Source organism: Mycobacterium sp. URHB0021, assembly GCF_054057895.1.
This window is the reverse complement of record NZ_JBSRZT010000002.1, coordinates 988,980-1,006,849: the sequence shown is the minus strand read 5'-3', so window position 1 is coordinate 1,006,849 and position 17,870 is coordinate 988,980. Positions and strand designations below refer to the sequence as shown.

Here is a 17,870-nt window from a genome sequence, read left to right as displayed (position 1 = left end):
CGCTTTGACACAACGGTTTTGGTGAGAACCGGTTGCCTATCGGGAACTGTGCGCGACCACCGACATCAGCGATGGAGTGGCAATGCCGGCTATCGCTGCGGCGTAGGCGACATCGGCCGGACTTTCATCGCGCCAACACAGCAGAGTCTCCACCCGCCGGCAGCGCTGGAACTCCTCGCGATACGTCACCAGCTGGTGCGGCTCTTCGACACCCCGCAGTCCCGGACGCTGGGAACCCGCCATCAGACTGTCGGTGGTGTACTCGGCTTGCAAGGCGTCCCATTGCGCGGCCGAGGGCCACTGCCGGCCCAACACTTGCCGCGCCACCGACTGAGCAGCCGCAGACAAGTCCGGCCCACCGAACACCGCATGCTGAATCAGATACCGGGCATACGTCTCGGCCGCATCGACGTCGGCCGCCAGTTCGCGGTAGAGGCCCGGATTGACGCTCTCCAAACGATGCGAGCGGTCTCGCGTCAGCGCCGCGGCCCCGGCCTCTTGTGGCGCACTCGACGGGGCCACCCCGAGCGCCACGTCCGGGGTCGCCTCATCCACGAGATCGGACGCTAACGACCAGGAGGTGGCCACCGCCGACACGGCGTAGCCCATCTCCCGGACCGCGCGGACCACACGCTCGGCCGGATTGAACCAGCCGTACCAACGGTCATCGAAATCAGTATCGAAGTGCGCGGCCACCGGCATAGTGCGCGACAGATACACCCCGGCCGGGATATAGGCCGCACCCTCGTTGCTGCACACCCACAGGTCCGGAATCCCAGAACTGCCCCGAGCAACGGCCACCGCCCAATCCAGCCCCGGGAATACCACACTGGACGCCGCCGCCAAATCCGCAACAGCCGACCGCGCGTTCTCCAGGTCGGTCATCGACACATCGCGCGACACCCGCGGCATCGGACTCTCCCGCAGCCCAGGCAGAAGTCCCGGCGCCCCTGGCGCGGCACTCCCAGCACTGCTGGCAGGTGGCCCAGCCGACACCGCCGAAGATGACAGCACGCCCGGTCCTGTCGCACCAGCGGCGCTCGCTGCTGCCGGTGGCAACACCGACCCATACGAAGACATCGGTGACGCCATACCCCCACCCGCGTTCGCTGCCCCCGCCGAAACTCCCACGCCGCCCGCAGTCGGCGAGCTGGCCGCTCCCGGGGCAGCGCTGGCCGCCGGCGCCGCCGACGCCGGAGTAGTGCCCCCGGTGGACGGAGCCGCCAACGGACCTGCCGGGGCCTGCGGAACCGCTTGTGGAGCAACAGCATTCGCCGGTGTGAACCCACCCGATGCCAAGTTTCCGGCCGCCACACCACGACCAAATTCGCTACCCAGTGACGCCGGCGTCGCATTCCCGGACGCCCCCGCCATACCGCTAGGAGCCGACATACCCCGAGCACCGGGCACACCCTTGCCCACGCCGCCAGCCAAGCCCTGCATCGAGCCCGCGCCACCACCCAAGCTGCTCAACGGCGAACCCCCACCGCCACTGCCCCCACCCAACGACGGCGGCGACACGCTAGGTACAGAGGGAGCCTGTGGGCTACCCGAAGCTGTTGGTACTGGTACTGGCGTATTTTCAGGCCGTCCGTATCCAGGTCCAGCGACACCTATATCGCCCACATCGGTACTAGGGGAGGCTTCGCCGCTGGAATCCGTCGATGAATCCCACCCAAGCTCACCGGGTCCTTTTTTGCCCGGGACCGCGTCGCCAACGGATTCGGGTCGGTCTCCCCCCTCGCCGTCTGTAGATCTATCTCGCCCCAGGCCACCGTCGTGCCCCTTTGCTGGTGGGGCTTCTGGCGGTGGGCCGAACTTGTCGGTCAGGCCGGTAGCTTCTTGGTGGCCATACCCGAGAAGTTGAGTCGACACCTCTTCGATGAGGGTCCGGTACGGGGCAATGATGGGACCCACCCCGACCGGCTGCCCGGCGTTGGTCATCAACGCTGTTTCGATGTCACGATGAGCGTCATCGTGCGCTTTGCGGATCGTGCGTTTCGCCGAATGCACATCCTGACTAAGCCGACCGGCGCGTTGAGCGACATCCTTGCCGAGTTCTACGAGGTCCTCATGGGCCAAATGCAATGCGCTGTAGTGGTTCTGAGCAGCATCGCGCCCCTCACCTGCGGTCCAGTCGCCATCCATCACGCGGCGGACCTGCTCGGTTGCCGCTTGGTCAGCGTCAGCATGTTGGCGTACCCACTGCTCAACCGTTGTGGCGTAGTCGGCGATCCCATTCTCTGAGACCTCCGGCCACTTCCCCGGAGCGATGAGCGCCGCGGTATACGCACCAGACGGCCGCGGGATGTCCGTTCCGTTGGGCTCGCGCTGATGCGGGTTGAAGCTGTCCGGTGCCGGCCGAGCTGCCACCACCTGTTGAAAGACTTGCGTGGCAATAACACGGTAGCGCTGATCCCATCCCGGACCGCCCGGCGAGACTGCATCCTGACCGCTATTTGTTGCAGGCATCAGTGCGGCAATCCACACACATCGGCCAACGCGTATGTAGCCGCATTACCCACGTCATTCAGCCGGTTCAGCTCTTCAACAGGCGCATTGGCGAGCGCTGCGCTTGTCAAATCCAGTGTTGTTGACACGTAGTCTTTAACCGCCGATGTGAGTTCAGAAGGACTGGCGGGCGATAGTGCATTTTGCAGGGCGACAACACCATTCACAGCTCGTAGAACCACCGGAACGTTCAGTTGGCCTCTGTCAATTAAGCCACCCTGCCCCGCGCTGCCGCGCTGGTTTGTGTCGAATGTGTGGCACACCCCGTCTTTTGCCGCTGACTGCTCGGCCGCGCTGTAGGTCTTGACTGGTGCTGGCGAGGATGGAGTTGAGGACGCAGGCGGGCCGCCCTCATGGTTGGACAGTGCGTAGGTGATCGCGGCGGTGGCGGCAACGGCGATGACGTTGACCACCACCGCGGCGCTGATCAAACCCCACCGCCGCGGCTGGTGCCGCGGTGGTACCGGGGTGTGGTCCGGTGGCGAACTAGGCCCGCCAGATTGCCAATGCCCCTGCGGTGATTGAGTTCCAGGCGGCTGCCACGGTGACCCCATCGCTACGATCCCTCCTACAGCTTGAGCATGTCGGCGTTGGCTGCTTCGGTGGTCTCCACCGCAGCGACCGTCGCCGCGGTCGCAGACTGACCCGCTACGGTGCGACCGGCAACACCAGTAGCGGCCGTCCCCAGCAGGGCGGTGGCTACGGTGAAGAACGCCGCGGTGTATTGATCAGCCGCAGGGGGCATCGGAACCCCCGAACCGCTTGTCCGCGCACGACCGCTATCAGCGCTGCTCAGCCCGTGCCGGGTCGACTCCGGGTCCATCTCAAATGACGACGGCACTTAAACGCCGTCCTCTCCGAGCAGTCCACGGATGAATGCCTCATTCTCGAACACCCCGGCAGCCAGTTCGGCCTGCTTTGTGGGGTGTTCCTCAGCTAGCGATTGAAGCTCCGCAGGTAGTGCTTCCGAACACTGTGCCCACTCGCACATCCGGGCACTGCCCGTTGCCGCTTTGAACTGCTGCGCGATCCACCGGCCCCACTCTCGGCGCACCGCTTCTGCGTCGTGCAGGTCAGCCGGGAACGGACTATCCAGGGTCCTCACCGTCGACTCAACCATTACGGCGACGGCTGCGCGCCAATCCGTGGCTCTCTCACAGAGAGCTTTGAGTTCTGGCTGGACCCACTTTTCCCACTCACTGCGCACGGTCGACCAGTCTTCGGCCCACACTGCGTCCCACAGAGCTGCCGGCGGTCGCCCGTCACCACGTCCGCGGACGGCCATCCACATCGCCACCGAGCTGACCATCTGCATAACCGTCGCGCCGGCATCGCAGCGCGAGCACTGGCTGCCAGGGCGTGAAGACCCTTGAGAGTCCATGCCCTCAACTTTACGGCTCGACCCCGTCAATAGCGCGGTCCAACGTCGACCGCATTCGACACTGAATGTGCTGGTCGGAATGCCTATTACCGGTTCGTACCGACGTCTGTCAACGTCGGTTGAATCTGGACCCCGTTTCGTCGACGATTAGGGGTCAGTCTTCACCCGACGCCGACAACGTCTCGCTTCTTATCGGTTTCTGCCTCAGCTGGCCGAGCCACATCGATCGTGCCGGCATTGCGCGACACGCCGGATGCCGCCTAGAAGCGGGCTGGTCGACAAGGCGGTAGAGTCAATCACGCGCCGTTAGTGCGCCCAAAATCCGGTTGATCACTGCGACCTCTAGGCGTTTCGAGCAGCTGATTTCGCCTGGACGCGGGTAGGCTGGCCGCACAGATGCCAGTAGCACGACTGTGCCCATAGTCCAGTCAACCTACGGCCAACCCTTTCCGCCGCGCTGGGGATACTCGCTCAATCGCCCCGGGCCAGGCCACTTTCCAATGTTCGGCAGACGTGAAATGCGTTGTCGAACCCTGACTTCATGGCCAGTCCATGAAAGGACGCGCCATAAGCGCGTTCAAGCCGGGTAACCACCCGGCTTTTTTTGTGCCCGGCCACCGGTCGGGCACCTTCTGTTGGTACGCCTCGCAAGGAGGTTGAAATGGTCGTCTCGAATGCGTGGAATCTGGTCTGGATTCTGCCTGTCCTCGTGATGGTCAGCCGAGCAGTGTTCTGCTCACGTGAGGAGCCGATGGATCGCATCGTCGCCTTACTCTCCGGTCTAGCCAAAGCAGCCGCTGCAGCCGCGACCGTGGTCCTGGCGGTGGTGCAGATCTTCCCGTGATCGACACCATCACCAACACGAAGGCCATGACGATGTAGGTCCGAGTATGTGCGCCCAAGCGTCTTCTCGTCGCAGCGCATACGCAACCCGACTTCGCCTCGCAGTCGTCGAAACCATGATTCGACGCGCGAGGCTTTTTCATGCCCAGGCTCGGCAAGACCATGCCGCAGATCGGAACCGTGTCTCGTATCTAAAGAAACGAGAGTGATCACATCCTGTCTCATTGGTGGTAGGGCGGCCGGCTGGTGTGATCACGCGCCGTTATGGACCCCGGTGTCTTGTTTGGTGGTGAGTTCTGCGGCTGGGAGTTGCTGCAGTCGTTCGGCAAGCACGCTCGTGGCAGCCCGAAGATGACGGCACTGGCACCTAGCATCTTGGAAATGGGGGAATTCACCACTCTTTACGGCAACCTCTCAGAGGACAGCTACATCCGGGGTAAGCAGTTCGAGCGCGTCTGTAAGTGGTACCTGGAGAACGACCCGTACTACCGCGACACCGTTCGCAAGGTATGGCTCTGGGATGACTGGGAGCACAGGTGGGGCGGCGACGCCGGTATCGACCTCGTTGTCGAAGACCGCGACGGACAGCTCTGGGCGGTGCAAGCGAAGGCGTACGACCGGCACCGGGCCGTCACCAAGAAGGATGTGGACAAGTTCCTCTCGGAATCGTCGAGGAAGTGGTTCTACTACCGTCTGCTCATCGCCACGACTGACCGGCTGCACCCCGTCGCCCAGCGGACAATTGATGCCCAGGAGAAGAAAGTCGGGTTCATTGGTCTAGCGGACCTGCTCACCGCTGAGGTCGATTGGGCGGAGTCCCTCGACCGCCTACGACCCGTCAAGCCGCCGAAGCCCGCCAAGCCCCACGATTACCAGAAGGACGCAATCCGCAATGTCCTCAAGGGGTTCCAGACCGCCGACCGAGGTCAGCTCATCATGGCTTGCGGTACGGGGAAGACCCTGACGTCGCTGTTCATCAAGGAAAAACTGGACGCCCAGCGGGCCTTGGTCCTGCTGCCGTCGCTGTCGCTGCTGAAGCAGACGATGGCGGTATGGAGGGCGAACGCCAAGGTGCCGTTCGAGGCGCTGCCGGTCTGCTCCGATGAGACGGTCTCCCAAGACGACACGGCGATAGCTCACATCAGCGAGTTGTGCGTCCCGGTTAAGACGGATCCAGTCGAAATTGCCGCGTTCCTGCGTCGGTGCGGGCCGCGCGTGGTGTTCTCCACCTACCAGTCGTCTCCGCAGATTGCGAAAGCCTTCGCTCTGGGACGGGTTCCGCAGTTCGACCTGGCAATTGCTGACGAGAGTCACCGGGTCGCTGGAGACGGATCGACCGTCTTTGCAACCATTCTTGACGCTGGCGCCATTAGGGCGCGGCGGCGGCTGTTCATGACGGCGACGCCGCGTTACTACACCGGACGGGTGGTCGAGGCGGCGCAGGAATCCGAGCTGGAAGTCGCGTCCATGGACGACCCCGCGAACTTCGGGGAGGTGTTCCACCGGCTGAGTTTCGGTGAAGCCATCCGCCGGGGACTGCTCACCGACTACCAGGTAGCCGTCGTGGGTGTTGATGACGCGACCTACCGCGAGTGGGCGAACAGGGGTGTCCTGGTCCGACGTGACAACAAGACCACCGACGCCCGGACCTTGGCCAGCCAGATCGGGTTGACGAAGGCGATGCGGAAGTACGACCTTCACCGAGTCATCAGCTTCCATTCCCGCGTGCTGCGCGCTAAGAGGTTCGCCGCCGAGATGCCTGAGGTCCTCGAGTGGATACCCGCGCGGCAGCGACCGTCGGGACCGCTGTGGACCGGGTTCGCGTCCGGAGACATGAGTGCCGGTGAGCGCCATGTCCGGCTCCAGCGGCTGCGCCAGCTCGACGACGGCGAGCGTGGTCTGCTGACCAATGCCCGGTGTCTCAGTGAGGGAGTGGATGTTCCGACTCTCGATGGCGTGGCGTTCATCGACCCGCGCGGTTCTGAGGTGGACATTGTTCAGGCTGTCGGGCGGGCAATCCGGCTGGCCGAGGACAAGACCGTCGGAACCATCGTCATCCCGGTGTTCATCGACACCGAGACGGACCCCGACACCGCTCTCAACGACTCGTCCTTCAAGGCAGTATGGCGTGTGATCAAAGCCCTCCGCGCCCACGATGAGGAGCTCGCGGAGCAGATAGACACCTTCCGCCAGGAACTTGGGCGCAAGGGCGGCCGTGCCCAGATTCCGGACAAGATTCACCTAGACGTGCCGCGCTCCGTCGGTAAGGCGTTCACCGACGCCTTCGACGTACACCTGGTCGAAAAGACCAGTGCGCGTTGGGAGTTCTGGTATGGGCTACTGAAGCGGCACGTCGACGATAACGGCACGGCGCGGGTTGCCGTCGATTGCGTCATTGACGGATACGCGCTCGGGCAGTGGGCGAGTGTGCAGCGCAGCCTGTACGCGAACAACACGCTAAGCGACGACCGGCGTGCCAAGCTGGAGCGTCTGCCTGGCTGGGCCTGGGATGTCCTGGCTGACCAGTGGAGTATGTGGATGGATCTCATGCACCAGTTCGTCGCCGAACATGGGCATGCCAACGTGCCTATCCCGTACATGGTCGGCGAGTACAACCTCCGCAGCTGGGTCGGCACGCAGCGGGGTTTGTACAAGCGCGGAGAGTTGTCCGAGACGCGGGTCCGAGAGCTCGAGGCACTGCCGGGCTGGGTGTGGGACATCTTGGAGGACAACTGGTCCCGGAACTACAACGGGCTGAAGAAGTTCGTGGAACGCGAGGGACACGCCCGCGCCCCGCAGCGGTACGTCGAGGACGGTTTGAAACTCGGGCAATGGGTTGCGGTACAGCGCACCTACCGCGACGAGATGTCGACGGAGCGGAAGGTGCTCCTGGAAGCTCTCCCGGGATGGTCGTGGAATCCAACGACCGACGGCTGGGAACGCGGTTACGGATTCTTGAAGGCTTTCGTCGAAAGGGAACGTCACGCCCGCGTCCCCAAAGAACATCTAGAGGGCGGGTTTCGGCTAGGTCAGTGGGTGACCGATCAACGGGTCAAGCGAGACAAACTGCCCGACAGCCAACGCGAACGGCTCCAGTCGCTACCCGGCTGGGTATGGGATGCCCGTTCTGACAGGTGGCAGCAGAAATTCGCAATTCTCCAGCAGTTCCAGAGGCGAGAAGGGCATGCCCTGGTCCCGCAAGGATACAAGGAAGACGGAATCAATCTAGGGAGCTGGGTTCAAGACCAACGCGTCAACCGCGCCGGCATGAGCCCCGAACGCCGGGAGCTTTTGAAGTCCGTTCCGGGATGGTCCTGGGACCCGTACACGGAGTCATGGGAACGCGGATACGCGGCGCTTGCGGCATTCGCCGAGCGGCAGGGGCATGCAAGAGTCCCGCAAGGCTTCCTGAATAGTGGGATCAACCTCGGTAATTGGGTGGCAGAGCAACGCGGCAGCCGCTCAAAGATGACCGAAGAACGTCGGCAGCGTCTGGAGGCCATGCCCGGATGGAGCTGGAACGTCGTCGAAGAATCATGGATGCAACACCTCGAAATGCTGCGCTCCTACACCGCCAGGGAAGGAGACACCAACGTCCCGGTGGATCATGTCGAGGACGGTCTCAAACTCGGGCAATGGACTCGGCTCCGGCGCCGCGAGCACAAAAAGCTCAGCCCGGCGAGACAGGCTCTCCTGGAGGCGATTCCCGGCTGGTTCTGGGGACGTAAGGCTGATTACGTCTGGAATCAGAAGCTCGAGATGCTGAAGCGATTCGTCGAACGTGAGGGGCATGCCCTGGTCCCTGGTGGGTACGTCGAGGACGGAATCAAACTCGGAGGTTGGGTCCGAGAGCAGAGGGCTGAGAGGGATAACTTACCGACCGAGCGGATCGCGAGACTGGAGTCGCTGCCCGGCTGGAGCTGGGAGGTATCCAATGACTCCTGGTTTGAGAAGTACGAGCTGGTCAAGAGATTCGCCGAGCGAGAGGGTCACTCCCGAGTTCCGCAGTCGCACAAAGAGGACGATGTAGCACTGGGCTCCTGGGCGACCGTCCAGCGGGGAATTCGTAACACCTTGTCCAGAGAGCGCCGTGCTTTGTTGGAGCACCTGCCCGGCTGGTCCTGGGATCCCCACGAGGACCGGTGGCAACGGTCCTACGAATTAGTACGCCAGTTCGGCGACCGCGAAGGACACACCCGAGTACCGGACAGGTACATCGAGGACGGTGTGAACATCGGAAGCTGGGTGCTCACCCAGCGCATGAACTGGGAGAACCTGAGCGCGGACCGGAGGGCACTCCTGCAAGCACTTCCAGGCTGGGTATGGGATGCGTATGCGCACCGCTGGGAGCGCGGATACACCCGGTTGGTGAAGTACTCCGAAAAGAATGGAACCTCGCAAGTTCCGCACCGGTACGAGACCGAGGACGGCTTTCAACTCGGGCAATGGATCAACACAGTCCGATCACGGAAGAAAAATGGCTCGTTACGTCCCGAAAATATGAAACAACTGGAGCAGCTTCCCGGTTGGACATGGACGCCGAAGGCGGATAGCTGGGGCCGGGCCTACGAAATGCTGGTGGAGTACGTCCAAAAGCACGGCGACGCCTTGGTCCCGCAGTCCTACGTCGTCGACGGATTCTCCCTAGGGACGTGGCTAGCCGCGCAGCGGAGGAACTATGCGAAGGGGACGCTACAACCGGAGCGCGAGCGCCAGTTGAAGAAGGTCAAAGGCTGGGTCTGGAAGGTCCGCTAGGTCGGCTTTCGGCTGCAGTCGCCGTCGAGCCGCTGGCGGCACCGCACTACGCACCCACATCGACCTGGCTGAAATCGAAGACACTGTGCCGCCGTCGCATTGAAATTCGCGCGGCGTCGGAAGATGGAGACTGACTACTCGCGGTGAGCCAACTGATCTAGACCGTCTCCTTTCTTGAAAAACGAGACACCCCACAGGGCACCACTCCCCCGCCATGTAGTCCCAGGTGACGCCGTCTCATTTCCTGTCTCACAGCGCGTGTCTCAGATCCTCACTGTCGTAGGGTGGTGAGACAGTCATTGGCATGACGGCGATACTCGGCTATGCCCGTGTCAGCACCATGCCAGGACCTCGACGCACAGCTCACAGTGCTCGCTGCTGCCGGGGTTAACTCAGACCGGGTCTTCACGGACAAACTTTCAGGTGCGGCGAATACATCTCGTCCGGGGTTGGCGGCCATGCTCGATTACGCGCGCGAGGGCGACACCGTAGTGGTCACTGCGATCGATCGCCTTGGCCGCTCTGTTGCTGAAGTGACACGCACTATTGCCGATCTGGGTCAGCGCCGAATTCTGTTGCGCGCGTTGCGCAAAGGCGTCGATACCGGTACTCCAACCGGGCGCGCAGGGGCCACTATTATGGCCACCCTGGCCGAGCTTGAACTTGAGCTTGGCCGCGAGCGACGTGCCGCCTCTCGCGACTCCCGCCGAGCTCGCCGACTGCCGGCCACCAAGCCGGCCAAGCTGACCACCGAGCGGCAACAACAATTGCGCCGGCTCGCCGCGACTGGCGAACCTGTTCACGAACTCGCCAAAGCGTTCGGGATCAGCCGGGCAACGGCCTACCGCTACCTGTCCACGCCGTTTCACGATCCAACGCTGGAGTCCACGCGCTGACCGACGACCTGCATCCCTCCGTTCATCTGCGGGCCGCGGCGTGGGTCCTCAATGAGGATCAGGTTGAGAAGTCTACTGTTACAACGTTTCTGACCCTCCGACCACTTGTAGCCCCATGTAGCCCACCCTGGCGAAGTGATCAACCCGATCATCATCGGCGTCCGGATCAAGCAATCAGATTGCTAGCAGTCAAGTCTTCAATCCGTGACTGCGGCTGCGATCTTTGCGGCGACCTGTTGGGAGGTGACATCTGCAGTGTCGATGACCTCAGCCTCGTCGTGCAGCCACGCGCGGGCTGCCTCGGCGTAGGCCTCCAGATACTCCAGACGGAACGACGAGGGACCCATAACGGTGTCGCCCTCGATGCGCTTACGGAGCGTTTCGTGGTCAGCGTGAAGGACGAAATGCCTGACCGGGATGGCATGTTGAGCGAGGCCGGAACTGATCTCGCGCCAGTATTGCTCCACAAGCACAGTCATGGGCATCACTAGGGTGCCACCGGTGTAGTGGAGGACGTGACGAGCGGTCTCCACCGTGAGAGACCGCCATGGTGGCCAGTGCTGGAAGTTGTCAGTGTCAGGCAAGCCCGGCGTGATGTCCATGAGTGTCTCGCCGACCTTCTCCGCATCGAATACTCGCGAGTCCGGGATGAGCTTCTGGACAAAGCTGCTGGTCGTTGTCTTACCCGAGCCGTGGGTGCCGTTGATCCAAATGATCACGGAAACCGACGCTACCGGCCCGTACATCAACACGGCACGGGCGTCGCAAAGACGTCATCAAAGGCTGCCTCGGCTCACTGGGTCGGCGTCGGCGATGCTCCGCTGACGCAGGATCGCGCTAAAGCACGGCGGCCAAGATCGGCATCCTGCGACCGATGCCGAGATCGGGGGTCACTGAGTTCGATGCGATCCAATTTGTCGCGAGATTCGTCAGAGTGCTCTTGCCCACCAGTCGCGCGATCCTCACTTCGTGAGCGACCATGATCGCCGACGCAATGCGCTCCATATCGAGTGCAACAACACTTGACGCGCCCTCGTTAGTTGGACCGTCGGTGAACATTGCAGCCTCTTCGTAGTTCGCCTTGATGCGCAGACGGAAGAGGTAATCCAGCATGGTGTATGGCCGAACGCCTGCCTCAACAGTTGCCCGCTCTGTCTCCGTAAGGTTTGCGGCCCCAGGCGCTTTGCGCGGATTCTTACCCTGCGCGAGCCGCTCGTCTTCCTCCGTTTGCCATGCCCTCTTCCTGTCGCGCGCCTTCTTTAGCCGTGCCTCCTGCAGCTTTCGTGCTACTGCGTCGTTACGGGTGCTCCGCAGTGCGGTCGCCGCGATGTCCCAACAGTTGTTGCTGCCCACTGAGGTCCAATTACTAAGGCTCGTATCGATTGGCCTCCCAGGCCCATTCGCGTATAGCGATGGGTTCGACTTGCACCCGGGCATTGCGGCGAAGGAGAACGGCTCCACGGCAGACTGGCGGTCCACCCATAGACTGCGTACCTGACCCTGAGTCTTCGGATGGTCGGTTGGCCGAGCACGACCCTCGGCAATGATCAACGCCTGAGTCGCTGCGTACCCCACGTAGTAGGTCTGGACACTCCCCCATGAGTTGGACAACCGGACCAGTTCATCTTCTTCAAAGCGTGATCCGAGACTCAGCAACAGTTCGGTGCCCCACGCGCGGTTGAGGCACTTCGCTAATTCGTTGACATCGATGACCGGGGCTGATTTCGGGCTTGGAAACGCGCCGACGACCCGCTGCGCTAGGGCTTCCAGCACCGCTAGGTCCTTGTTCGGCCAGTGGCTGAAACCCGCCAGCTGCGAGAAAGCTCGCAGGTACTGGGCATGGGTCCGGAACGACTTCTCCAGGGCATCGTTGACCGGTGCAGTCACATCGCCAGCCATGCCGGGATGGTAGACCGCAAATCCGAACACCAGCCTGTAATGGCAAATATTCGAGTGAAATGAACTTTGCCACCAATAGCTATTAGAGGCGAAGTATCAAATCTCACAATCTTATCGCGGGTGATGAGCCGAATACGACTATTAGCCAATGACAGGCGAGTTCAAGATCAATCCGACCGACACGGCGAAGCTTCGGCGCGATCTGGAGAAGAAGTTCTCCGGCGGGGTTCAGGTCCCGCCAGAGGGTTCGGAAGAAGATGGGGTCCGCAGCATTGTCAGGCCTGGCGCCCCACCCGGTAGGTGGTGGCGAAGACGCTGGACCCTCCCCCGCCCGTCTCGGTGCAGGACGTCTCTGCGCCCTACTGCAGCAGGGCTCTACATCTCAAGATTTGGCGGTGCAGTTGGTCGGCCCTAACGCCACAGGGGGATGATCAGACGGGGTTCTTCTCGCCCGGTCGCAGGCGGATGTGTCCGACAGTGAGGAGTGTCGTCTCGGGGTCACCCCACTCGGGCATCCACCAATTCACCTGCCACGCGAAGGCGTCGATTACTTTTTCGTCAGACAGGTTCGCCTTTTCGTCGGCGAGAATGTCGCGGATGCGGAGCAGTCCACGGCAGCAGTCTTTCATCCATTTCATGCTCTCGAGAGCGCCGATCAACGCCTGTTCCTGAAGCGGCGCGGTGTGTCGCGTCTGCATCGACCATGTCTCGTCGCGCCAATGCAACTCGGCCGGGTTGCCGTCGGCGCCCGTGCGTCGTCCGTCCGGGGCGCCGAGCCGGACGATATTCATGGTCCTGTTCGGACACTCACCAGTGACCGACAAGACGTACAACATGTGCGTCACCGTGTGCCGGACCGTCGCCGCGTTTGTGAAGGCGGCTCCCCAACCCTCGTGTGGCCAACGCACGCGGGCCTCATCGGCAATCTCTCGCATCGCCTTCGGCAATTTCTCTTTGTCGAGTGGGGCGGCTTCGTGGCCGGCGGCGTGAAACCGCATGAACGCCACATAGCCGACGAGATTTTCCCACCCGCCGATCACCCGTAGAACCAGCGCTTCCAAATTATCCGACGGCCAGAATGCCCGCTGCTCGGCTGCCCTGTCAGCTTCGGCCCTCGCTCGCGCCTGAGCGAGACGCTCCATGGAACTCAGTCGGCCGGTAACACCTTCAGGCTGCGCCGGGGGTGTCATTCAGCTGTGGTCAAACGCGTAACGGGCGGCCTCGACGAGTGCCGCCGGCGGGTTTGGTGCAGCATTGCGCACGCGGTCGAGTGCCACCAGTACTTCGGGGGTGTCGAAGCCGTAGCAAGGGATGACCGCTGGCGATTCTCCCGCGGCGAACCCGGCGAGGACCTCCTCGAACACCGCACATACTTCGGTTGCGGTCGGCGGCGGACCGGTGAGCATAGGTTTCAGTGTCCCACTTCCGGGTCTGCGGATATCGGGAGTTCACTAATTCAGCAGGTCATCGACATCGTTGGTCCAGTCTCCGGCGTAGATGGACTGGACAAGCATTCCCATCGTTACGTCACCTCGGGCCTTCATCGGCCCGTCCTCTGGGTCGTCTTCTGCCTCATCAAGGGTCGGTTTGGTTCCAGGGCCGGCGATGATGAACTTCATCTCGCCATCAGGTAGGAGGACAGCGGCCGTGCTGGGGGAAGTAGGAAAGTAGTAATAGGCGCGGTCGACAAACACCATCTCCGCCAGGTCGGTATCGATCGAGGTGACTGTGTTTCGGACCCACCCGAAGTCGCCTTCGCGAAACTGGACGTCGCGATCCTTCGCCATGAATCCGGCTGTTGCCGTGTTGTGACGGTCTTCGACTTCAACGATTTCGGGGTGCTTCTGCTGAAAACTCATGCATACGCCGTTCATCTGATTTTGGTACTCGTAGTTCACTCTGTGGTGATCCCCCGCTCGCAGTTCGACCAGCCGTGTGACATGCGGGGGCTGACTCCGCCTATTGGGATCAAAGACATGTCGGCGGATTGCGGAGTCGCTAACGTCGACGACTTCGAGCGTCCGGCGTTGCAAGGGAGCCGTTCCGGCTCTGAGTTCTTCGATATCACCAAGGCGCTCATTCAGGGTGATGGACCAGTCGAGGTAACGGTCGTCCCGAACGCCGTAGCGCACGTGCAGCTCGGTGAACGCGCGGTCGTTCGGCGGCCGAAATTCACCAACGAACTCGTTGTATTCCAACGCCCGCGGCGGGTGATATCGGCCAGCAACGCGGTGTTCGCGACGCTCCCGGTTGCTCATCCGCCGAGCATAACCATGAAGCGATGCGGGTACTTTGCTCAGCTAATCGGCACAGTTCCAAACCCCGCCCCAGCCGACGATTTGGCGCCATAGTTCATTCAGGCGTCGACGAACTGATAGTCGCATCGAAGAGCTGGAAGGGCCCACATGGTGACCGAAATCGACCGGCTTTACACCAAAAATCAAACCGCCGAGTTGCTGGCCACCAGCACCAAGAAAATCAACAGACTCGTCCTGGCCGGCGACCTCGCCGCCATACGCCACGACGGCCGCGTGAAATTCCGCGCCTCTGAGCTCGAGCGGTACATCAACGAACTACCCTCCCACGAACCCCGCGAGACCGGTGATCGAGCGCCGCGCCGTTCTTCAGCTTGGTGGGTGACCTGAACGAAGGGCGGAGGGTCGCATTAGAAATGCAACCCTTCGTGACCGCCGGATCCATCGTTTATTCATCGTTATTGAATGACAATCAGCCATAATCACCGACACCCAACGAACACATGTACAGCGAAGCGCCCCAGGTCAATGAGGGTAATTGCGATGCGTTGGCAAACGTCCATACCTTTCGACCGAGAATCAGCGGGTCCGGGGCGAATCCCTGACGTTGGGGCTAAGAGGACTCGAACCCCTTAGCTTCCATTCGAGGAGCCGCCGGGAATCGAACCGGGTCCTACAGCTTTCCCCTCTGGGATCCGAAACCAGCAACCCTTCGGTTAACGGTCTGAGCGGGGATCTCGATCGCCTCGCCCGCATTCCTGACTCCAAGGTCAGCATCACCGACACCGGCCGTGCCATCGGCGCCGTCCTACACGCAATGGTCACCATCTTCGCCGGACGATCCTGATGCCGCCCCGGGCCACCCGATGCGCGCGAATTGGAGTCAGCTGCCCTCCCTCGCCCGCAATTGTCGTGAACGTGGCGGGGGTGCCCGTCAAGGCCACGCCGCTGCGCGGTCGACCACGGCCAAGCCTTGACAGACACCCCCACCACGCACAAGAGCGGCCAGTACGAGGAAGGGACGGGCCTAGTTACGCGAACCAGCGAGACTAAACCCAGATCGAGCGTGCTGGGGGCGCCCTTCGGCCATCGCTTCGATGATGTTGAGGAGCGTACCCGCACACTGTATCTCGCTGAGGCCCCTGAAACGTGCCTGCGTGAGGTGCTTGCGGCTGCCGCCAAGTCGGCTTCTGTCGCGAAGGTCGACACCCGGCGGCGCCGATACGGCTGTGCTGGTGCAGAGGAATCAACAGCCGATATGCTGCGCTTACGCGGTGGCGTCGCTTCTTTGCTGAATGCCGACGGAGTTGGTGTGACCGGTCTGCTGTCGCGTTGAACGACTCGTCGCAGTATCACCGAGCGCCTCAGGTACCGGTGTACCTGCGGTACACGGCACGTTGTCCGAGGTAGTCGGTGGATCGTGAGAGGTGTACCGGTGGTACACGTGTACCTTTCTATTTCCTCGTGTTCCTTGGGAAACCGCGATCTCGCCGCTGTCGAGCAGCTCGGCGAGCGCTGCGTCGTAGTGGTCACGGATGTCGACCTTCAACGACCTGCGCAGTTCTCCAGTTGTTAGCTGCCGCCCGCGGGATACCTTTCGGAGGATGGCATCGCGTGCGCGTTGGCCCTTGCGATCGGCGACGATCTCGTCGCGCTCAACGACAGCCAGTGCACGCGCGGTGTTTTGGTTGCGGCGGTGTTCGGTGAGGGCGCGGCGACACTGCTCGCGGGTCACCGCGCTGACATGCATCACGTGAGCGGCAAGATGCCAGTCGGCTTCCTCGATGGCGGTGCGCGCGTCGAGTGCCATGAGCGCGACCGCTACCTTCAGCTGACACAGCAGAGCGTGCCCGTCGAGCGGATCGACCCGGTGATCGCCGCGCAACACGGCCAGGCGGTGGGCGTCGATCATCGTGCGGGCAGATTCCGGTACCTCGAGGTCGCCATGGCCGTCGACCAGCCGCAAGTGGCCGGATTGTCCACGTTGCCAACCCGCGGCTGGCACTTCCCAGGAACCGGGGTCGGGCGGGCGCTCGTCGGGCGCTCCCGGGTCACCGGTAGATAACCAGATAAATCGCTGGGGGAGACCGCCGTCGGCGCCGGCGAGTAGCGCATGGGAGCGCAGCGGCTGTACGCCCACGACCGCACAGGCCCGGTAGCTATGTGCCGCGACGACGTTGCGTGTGTCCTTGCCGGCGTTGGCGAACCCCAGCGCCTCACCCGAGTACAGCTTCCGTAGCTCGGCCGACAGTGTCGAGCCTTGGCGGCTCGTCAGCGCGGTCAGTGTGTCAATCTCGGGGACGGCAAAGACCACGGATGTGACGGGATTGGGCAGCTCGGCTGCCGTACCCCACGGGCGAAACGTGCGACTTGCGCCCTCGCCGCTGCCCAACGGTACATAATCCACATGTGTCCCAGAGAATTTGATGCCGGCCGCCCCCGCGGCGTCGGCACCGCCCTTGCCCGCACCTGACGGACCTACAAGGGCGACAAACAGGTTCAGCGACATCCGTCCCCCGACCGTGCCGGGCAACGCCACGTAAGGGGGAATGGTGGCCACAGCGCGCGCCATCGCCGTGCCCAGCACCGCCCACGGCCCGACCCTGCGTGCCCGCGCCAGCCTGAGGATGTGGTCAAGGATGGGCCGTGCCGACCAGAAGGAATCGGTTTCACTCACGGGTATCTCCGCGCAGGACGGCCAACCGGGCGAAGATTGTGGCGATGGTGTGCGCAAAGCTGTCAATGGTCACCTGAAGCTCGTCTTCGGCCGCCGTGTAGGCCGCGCTCGTCAGAGCGGATCCCCAGCAATTAACGTGTCGGCGCAGGGAATTCGCGACGACGATCGCCGCGTAGCGGCGCGCACTGGCCGGTGGAGCCCCGGCAGTGGCCGCTGCCGCCAGCCAGCAGGCCGTCTGACGGTCGAGACGTCCAGTGCGGCGAAGCTCATCGAGGACCAGTTGCGGTGCTGGCGAGTTGTTCTGCAGGGCGAGCTCCACTAAGGCGCAGTATGCGCGGCGAGCGCATTCGCCTAAATCGGCAGCAGCATCGATGTATTCGGCAATCTGCAGCACGGCTGGGCTCGGGCTATAAAGCAGCGCACACACCAACAGTTCATCGGCCGGCGGTAGGGGCCCTACTGCGGGTAAATGTGGTCCACTCGCGAGCGTCTGCGTGTTAAAGCCGCGCGTCGACTCGTCGCCACCGGCGGTGGCGGAAGCGAGTAAAGTCATGCGGGAGAAGCCTTTCATGCGAGGTGGTTTAGGAGCCCCAGTCGCTGTGGTGGGTGCACACCATGGCGACGCCGGGGCCTTCACATAGGCGCATCGCGCG

The 17,870-nt window shown here is 62.6% G+C and carries 16 protein-coding genes and 1 pseudogene; 6 read left to right on the top strand and 11 right to left on the bottom strand.

What is annotated here, in order from left to right; all coding sequences use genetic code 11:
* Positions 1–36: 36 nt before the first annotated feature.
* On the bottom strand, positions 37–912 hold the full coding sequence (locus tag ACVWWN_RS07045) for a chemotaxis protein (RefSeq protein ID WP_457143252.1): 876 nt from the start codon (positions 910–912) through the stop codon (positions 37–39).
* A gap of 1,053 nt (positions 913–1,965) precedes the next feature.
* Between ACVWWN_RS07045 and ACVWWN_RS07040 the strand changes: the two genes are divergently transcribed.
* Complete coding sequence (locus ACVWWN_RS07040) at positions 1,966–2,247, top strand: hypothetical protein (protein WP_457143251.1); 282 nt, start codon at positions 1,966–1,968, stop codon at positions 2,245–2,247.
* A gap of 224 nt (positions 2,248–2,471) precedes the next feature.
* On the opposite strand, the gene ACVWWN_RS07035 is transcribed toward ACVWWN_RS07040, so the two are convergent.
* The 3 genes from ACVWWN_RS07035 to ACVWWN_RS07025 form a co-directional block, all read right to left on the bottom strand.
* Positions 2,472–2,942 carry a hypothetical protein gene (locus ACVWWN_RS07035; RefSeq protein WP_457143250.1) on the bottom strand — a complete coding sequence of 157 codons (471 nt, stop codon included), beginning with the start codon at positions 2,940–2,942 and terminating at the stop codon, positions 2,472–2,474.
* 137 nt (positions 2,943–3,079) lie between these two features.
* A complete protein-coding gene (locus tag ACVWWN_RS07030; RefSeq protein ID WP_457143249.1) occupies positions 3,080–3,256 on the bottom strand; it encodes a hypothetical protein in 177 nt (58 codons plus the stop codon).
* 96 nt (positions 3,257–3,352) lie between these two features.
* On the bottom strand, positions 3,353–3,616 hold the full coding sequence (locus ACVWWN_RS07025; RefSeq protein ID WP_457143248.1) for a hypothetical protein: 264 nt from the start codon (positions 3,614–3,616) through the stop codon (positions 3,353–3,355).
* A gap of 937 nt (positions 3,617–4,553) precedes the next feature.
* On the opposite strand from ACVWWN_RS07025, the gene ACVWWN_RS07020 reads away from it, so the two are divergent.
* From ACVWWN_RS07020 to ACVWWN_RS07010, 3 genes and pseudogenes are all read left to right on the top strand, one after another.
* Positions 4,554–4,736, top strand: a complete 183-nt coding sequence (locus ACVWWN_RS07020; RefSeq protein WP_457143247.1) for a hypothetical protein — start codon at positions 4,554–4,556, stop codon at positions 4,734–4,736.
* 263 nt (positions 4,737–4,999) lie between these two features.
* Positions 5,000–9,490 (top strand): Helicase associated domain protein, encoded by a 4,491-nt coding sequence (locus ACVWWN_RS07015; RefSeq protein ID WP_457143246.1) that lies wholly within the window; start codon positions 5,000–5,002, stop codon positions 9,488–9,490.
* Positions 9,491–9,794: 304 nt separating this feature from the next.
* Positions 9,795–10,386 (top strand): annotated as a pseudogene (locus tag ACVWWN_RS07010) (recombinase family protein).
* Positions 10,387–10,583: 197 nt separating this feature from the next.
* Here ACVWWN_RS07010 and ACVWWN_RS07005 read toward each other — a convergent pair.
* The 5 genes from ACVWWN_RS07005 to ACVWWN_RS06985 all read right to left on the bottom strand — a co-directional run bounded on the left by ACVWWN_RS07005 (position 10,584) and on the right by ACVWWN_RS06985 (position 14,543).
* Positions 10,584–11,105 (bottom strand): AAA family ATPase, encoded by a 522-nt coding sequence (locus tag ACVWWN_RS07005; RefSeq protein WP_457143245.1) that lies wholly within the window; start codon positions 11,103–11,105, stop codon positions 10,584–10,586.
* Positions 11,106–11,223: 118 nt separating this feature from the next.
* Positions 11,224–12,285: a hypothetical protein gene (locus ACVWWN_RS07000; protein WP_457143244.1), complete on the bottom strand. Its 1,062-nt coding sequence runs from the start codon at positions 12,283–12,285 to the stop codon at positions 11,224–11,226.
* Between the two features lie 431 nt (positions 12,286–12,716).
* Entirely contained in the window at positions 12,717–13,427 is a 711-nt protein-coding gene (locus tag ACVWWN_RS06995; RefSeq protein WP_457143243.1) for a hypothetical protein, read from the bottom strand.
* Between the two features lie 48 nt (positions 13,428–13,475).
* Complete coding sequence (locus tag ACVWWN_RS06990; RefSeq protein WP_457143242.1) at positions 13,476–13,691, bottom strand: hypothetical protein; 216 nt, start codon at positions 13,689–13,691, stop codon at positions 13,476–13,478.
* Positions 13,692–13,736: 45 nt separating this feature from the next.
* On the bottom strand, positions 13,737–14,543 hold the full coding sequence (locus ACVWWN_RS06985; protein ID WP_457143241.1) for a hypothetical protein: 807 nt from the start codon (positions 14,541–14,543) through the stop codon (positions 13,737–13,739).
* Positions 14,544–14,693: 150 nt separating this feature from the next.
* Here ACVWWN_RS06985 and ACVWWN_RS06980 point away from each other — a divergent pair, with 150 nt between their 5' ends.
* Both ACVWWN_RS06980 and ACVWWN_RS06975 read left to right on the top strand, forming a co-directional pair.
* Positions 14,694–14,930 (top strand): helix-turn-helix domain-containing protein, encoded by a 237-nt coding sequence (locus ACVWWN_RS06980; protein ID WP_457143240.1) that lies wholly within the window; start codon positions 14,694–14,696, stop codon positions 14,928–14,930.
* A 676-nt stretch (positions 14,931–15,606) separates the two neighbouring features.
* Positions 15,607–15,876 carry an RES domain-containing protein gene (locus tag ACVWWN_RS06975; RefSeq protein ID WP_457149030.1) on the top strand — a complete coding sequence of 90 codons (270 nt, stop codon included), beginning with the start codon at positions 15,607–15,609 and terminating at the stop codon, positions 15,874–15,876.
* Here the strand turns inward: ACVWWN_RS06975 and ACVWWN_RS06970 are convergent.
* Together ACVWWN_RS06970 and ACVWWN_RS06965 are read right to left on the bottom strand one after the other, a co-directional pair.
* Complete coding sequence (locus tag ACVWWN_RS06970) at positions 15,808–17,217, bottom strand: hypothetical protein (RefSeq protein WP_457143239.1); 1,410 nt, start codon at positions 17,215–17,217, stop codon at positions 15,808–15,810. The genes ACVWWN_RS06975 and ACVWWN_RS06970 overlap by 69 nt on opposite strands.
* Positions 17,210–17,788, bottom strand: coding sequence for a hypothetical protein (locus ACVWWN_RS06965; protein ID WP_457143238.1), 579 nt, complete (start codon positions 17,786–17,788; stop codon positions 17,210–17,212). The genes ACVWWN_RS06970 and ACVWWN_RS06965 overlap by 8 nt, the downstream gene beginning before the upstream one ends.
* Positions 17,789–17,870 lie beyond the last annotated feature (82 nt).

Coding starts and splice junctions, on each gene's coding strand:
- ACVWWN_RS07030 (WP_457143249.1), bottom strand. CDS start 3,256: ATGCCCCCTGCGGCTGATCAATACACCGCGGCGTTCTTCACCGTAGCC.
- ACVWWN_RS07045 (WP_457143252.1), bottom strand. CDS start 912: ATGCCGCGGGTGTCGCGCGATGTGTCGATGACCGACCTGGAGAACGCG.
- ACVWWN_RS06990 (WP_457143242.1), bottom strand. CDS start 13,691: ATGCTCACCGGTCCGCCGCCGACCGCAACCGAAGTATGTGCGGTGTTC.
- ACVWWN_RS06965 (WP_457143238.1), bottom strand. CDS start 17,788: ATGAAAGGCTTCTCCCGCATGACTTTACTCGCTTCCGCCACCGCCGGT.
- ACVWWN_RS06985 (WP_457143241.1), bottom strand. CDS start 14,543: ATGAGCAACCGGGAGCGTCGCGAACACCGCGTTGCTGGCCGATATCAC.
- ACVWWN_RS07015 (WP_457143246.1), top strand. CDS start 5,000: ATGGACCCCGGTGTCTTGTTTGGTGGTGAGTTCTGCGGCTGGGAGTTG.
- ACVWWN_RS07040 (WP_457143251.1), top strand. CDS start 1,966: ATGAGCGTCATCGTGCGCTTTGCGGATCGTGCGTTTCGCCGAATGCAC.
- ACVWWN_RS07000 (WP_457143244.1), bottom strand. CDS start 12,285: ATGGCTGGCGATGTGACTGCACCGGTCAACGATGCCCTGGAGAAGTCG.
- ACVWWN_RS06995 (WP_457143243.1), bottom strand. CDS start 13,427: ATGGAGCGTCTCGCTCAGGCGCGAGCGAGGGCCGAAGCTGACAGGGCA.
- ACVWWN_RS07020 (WP_457143247.1), top strand. CDS start 4,554: ATGGTCGTCTCGAATGCGTGGAATCTGGTCTGGATTCTGCCTGTCCTC.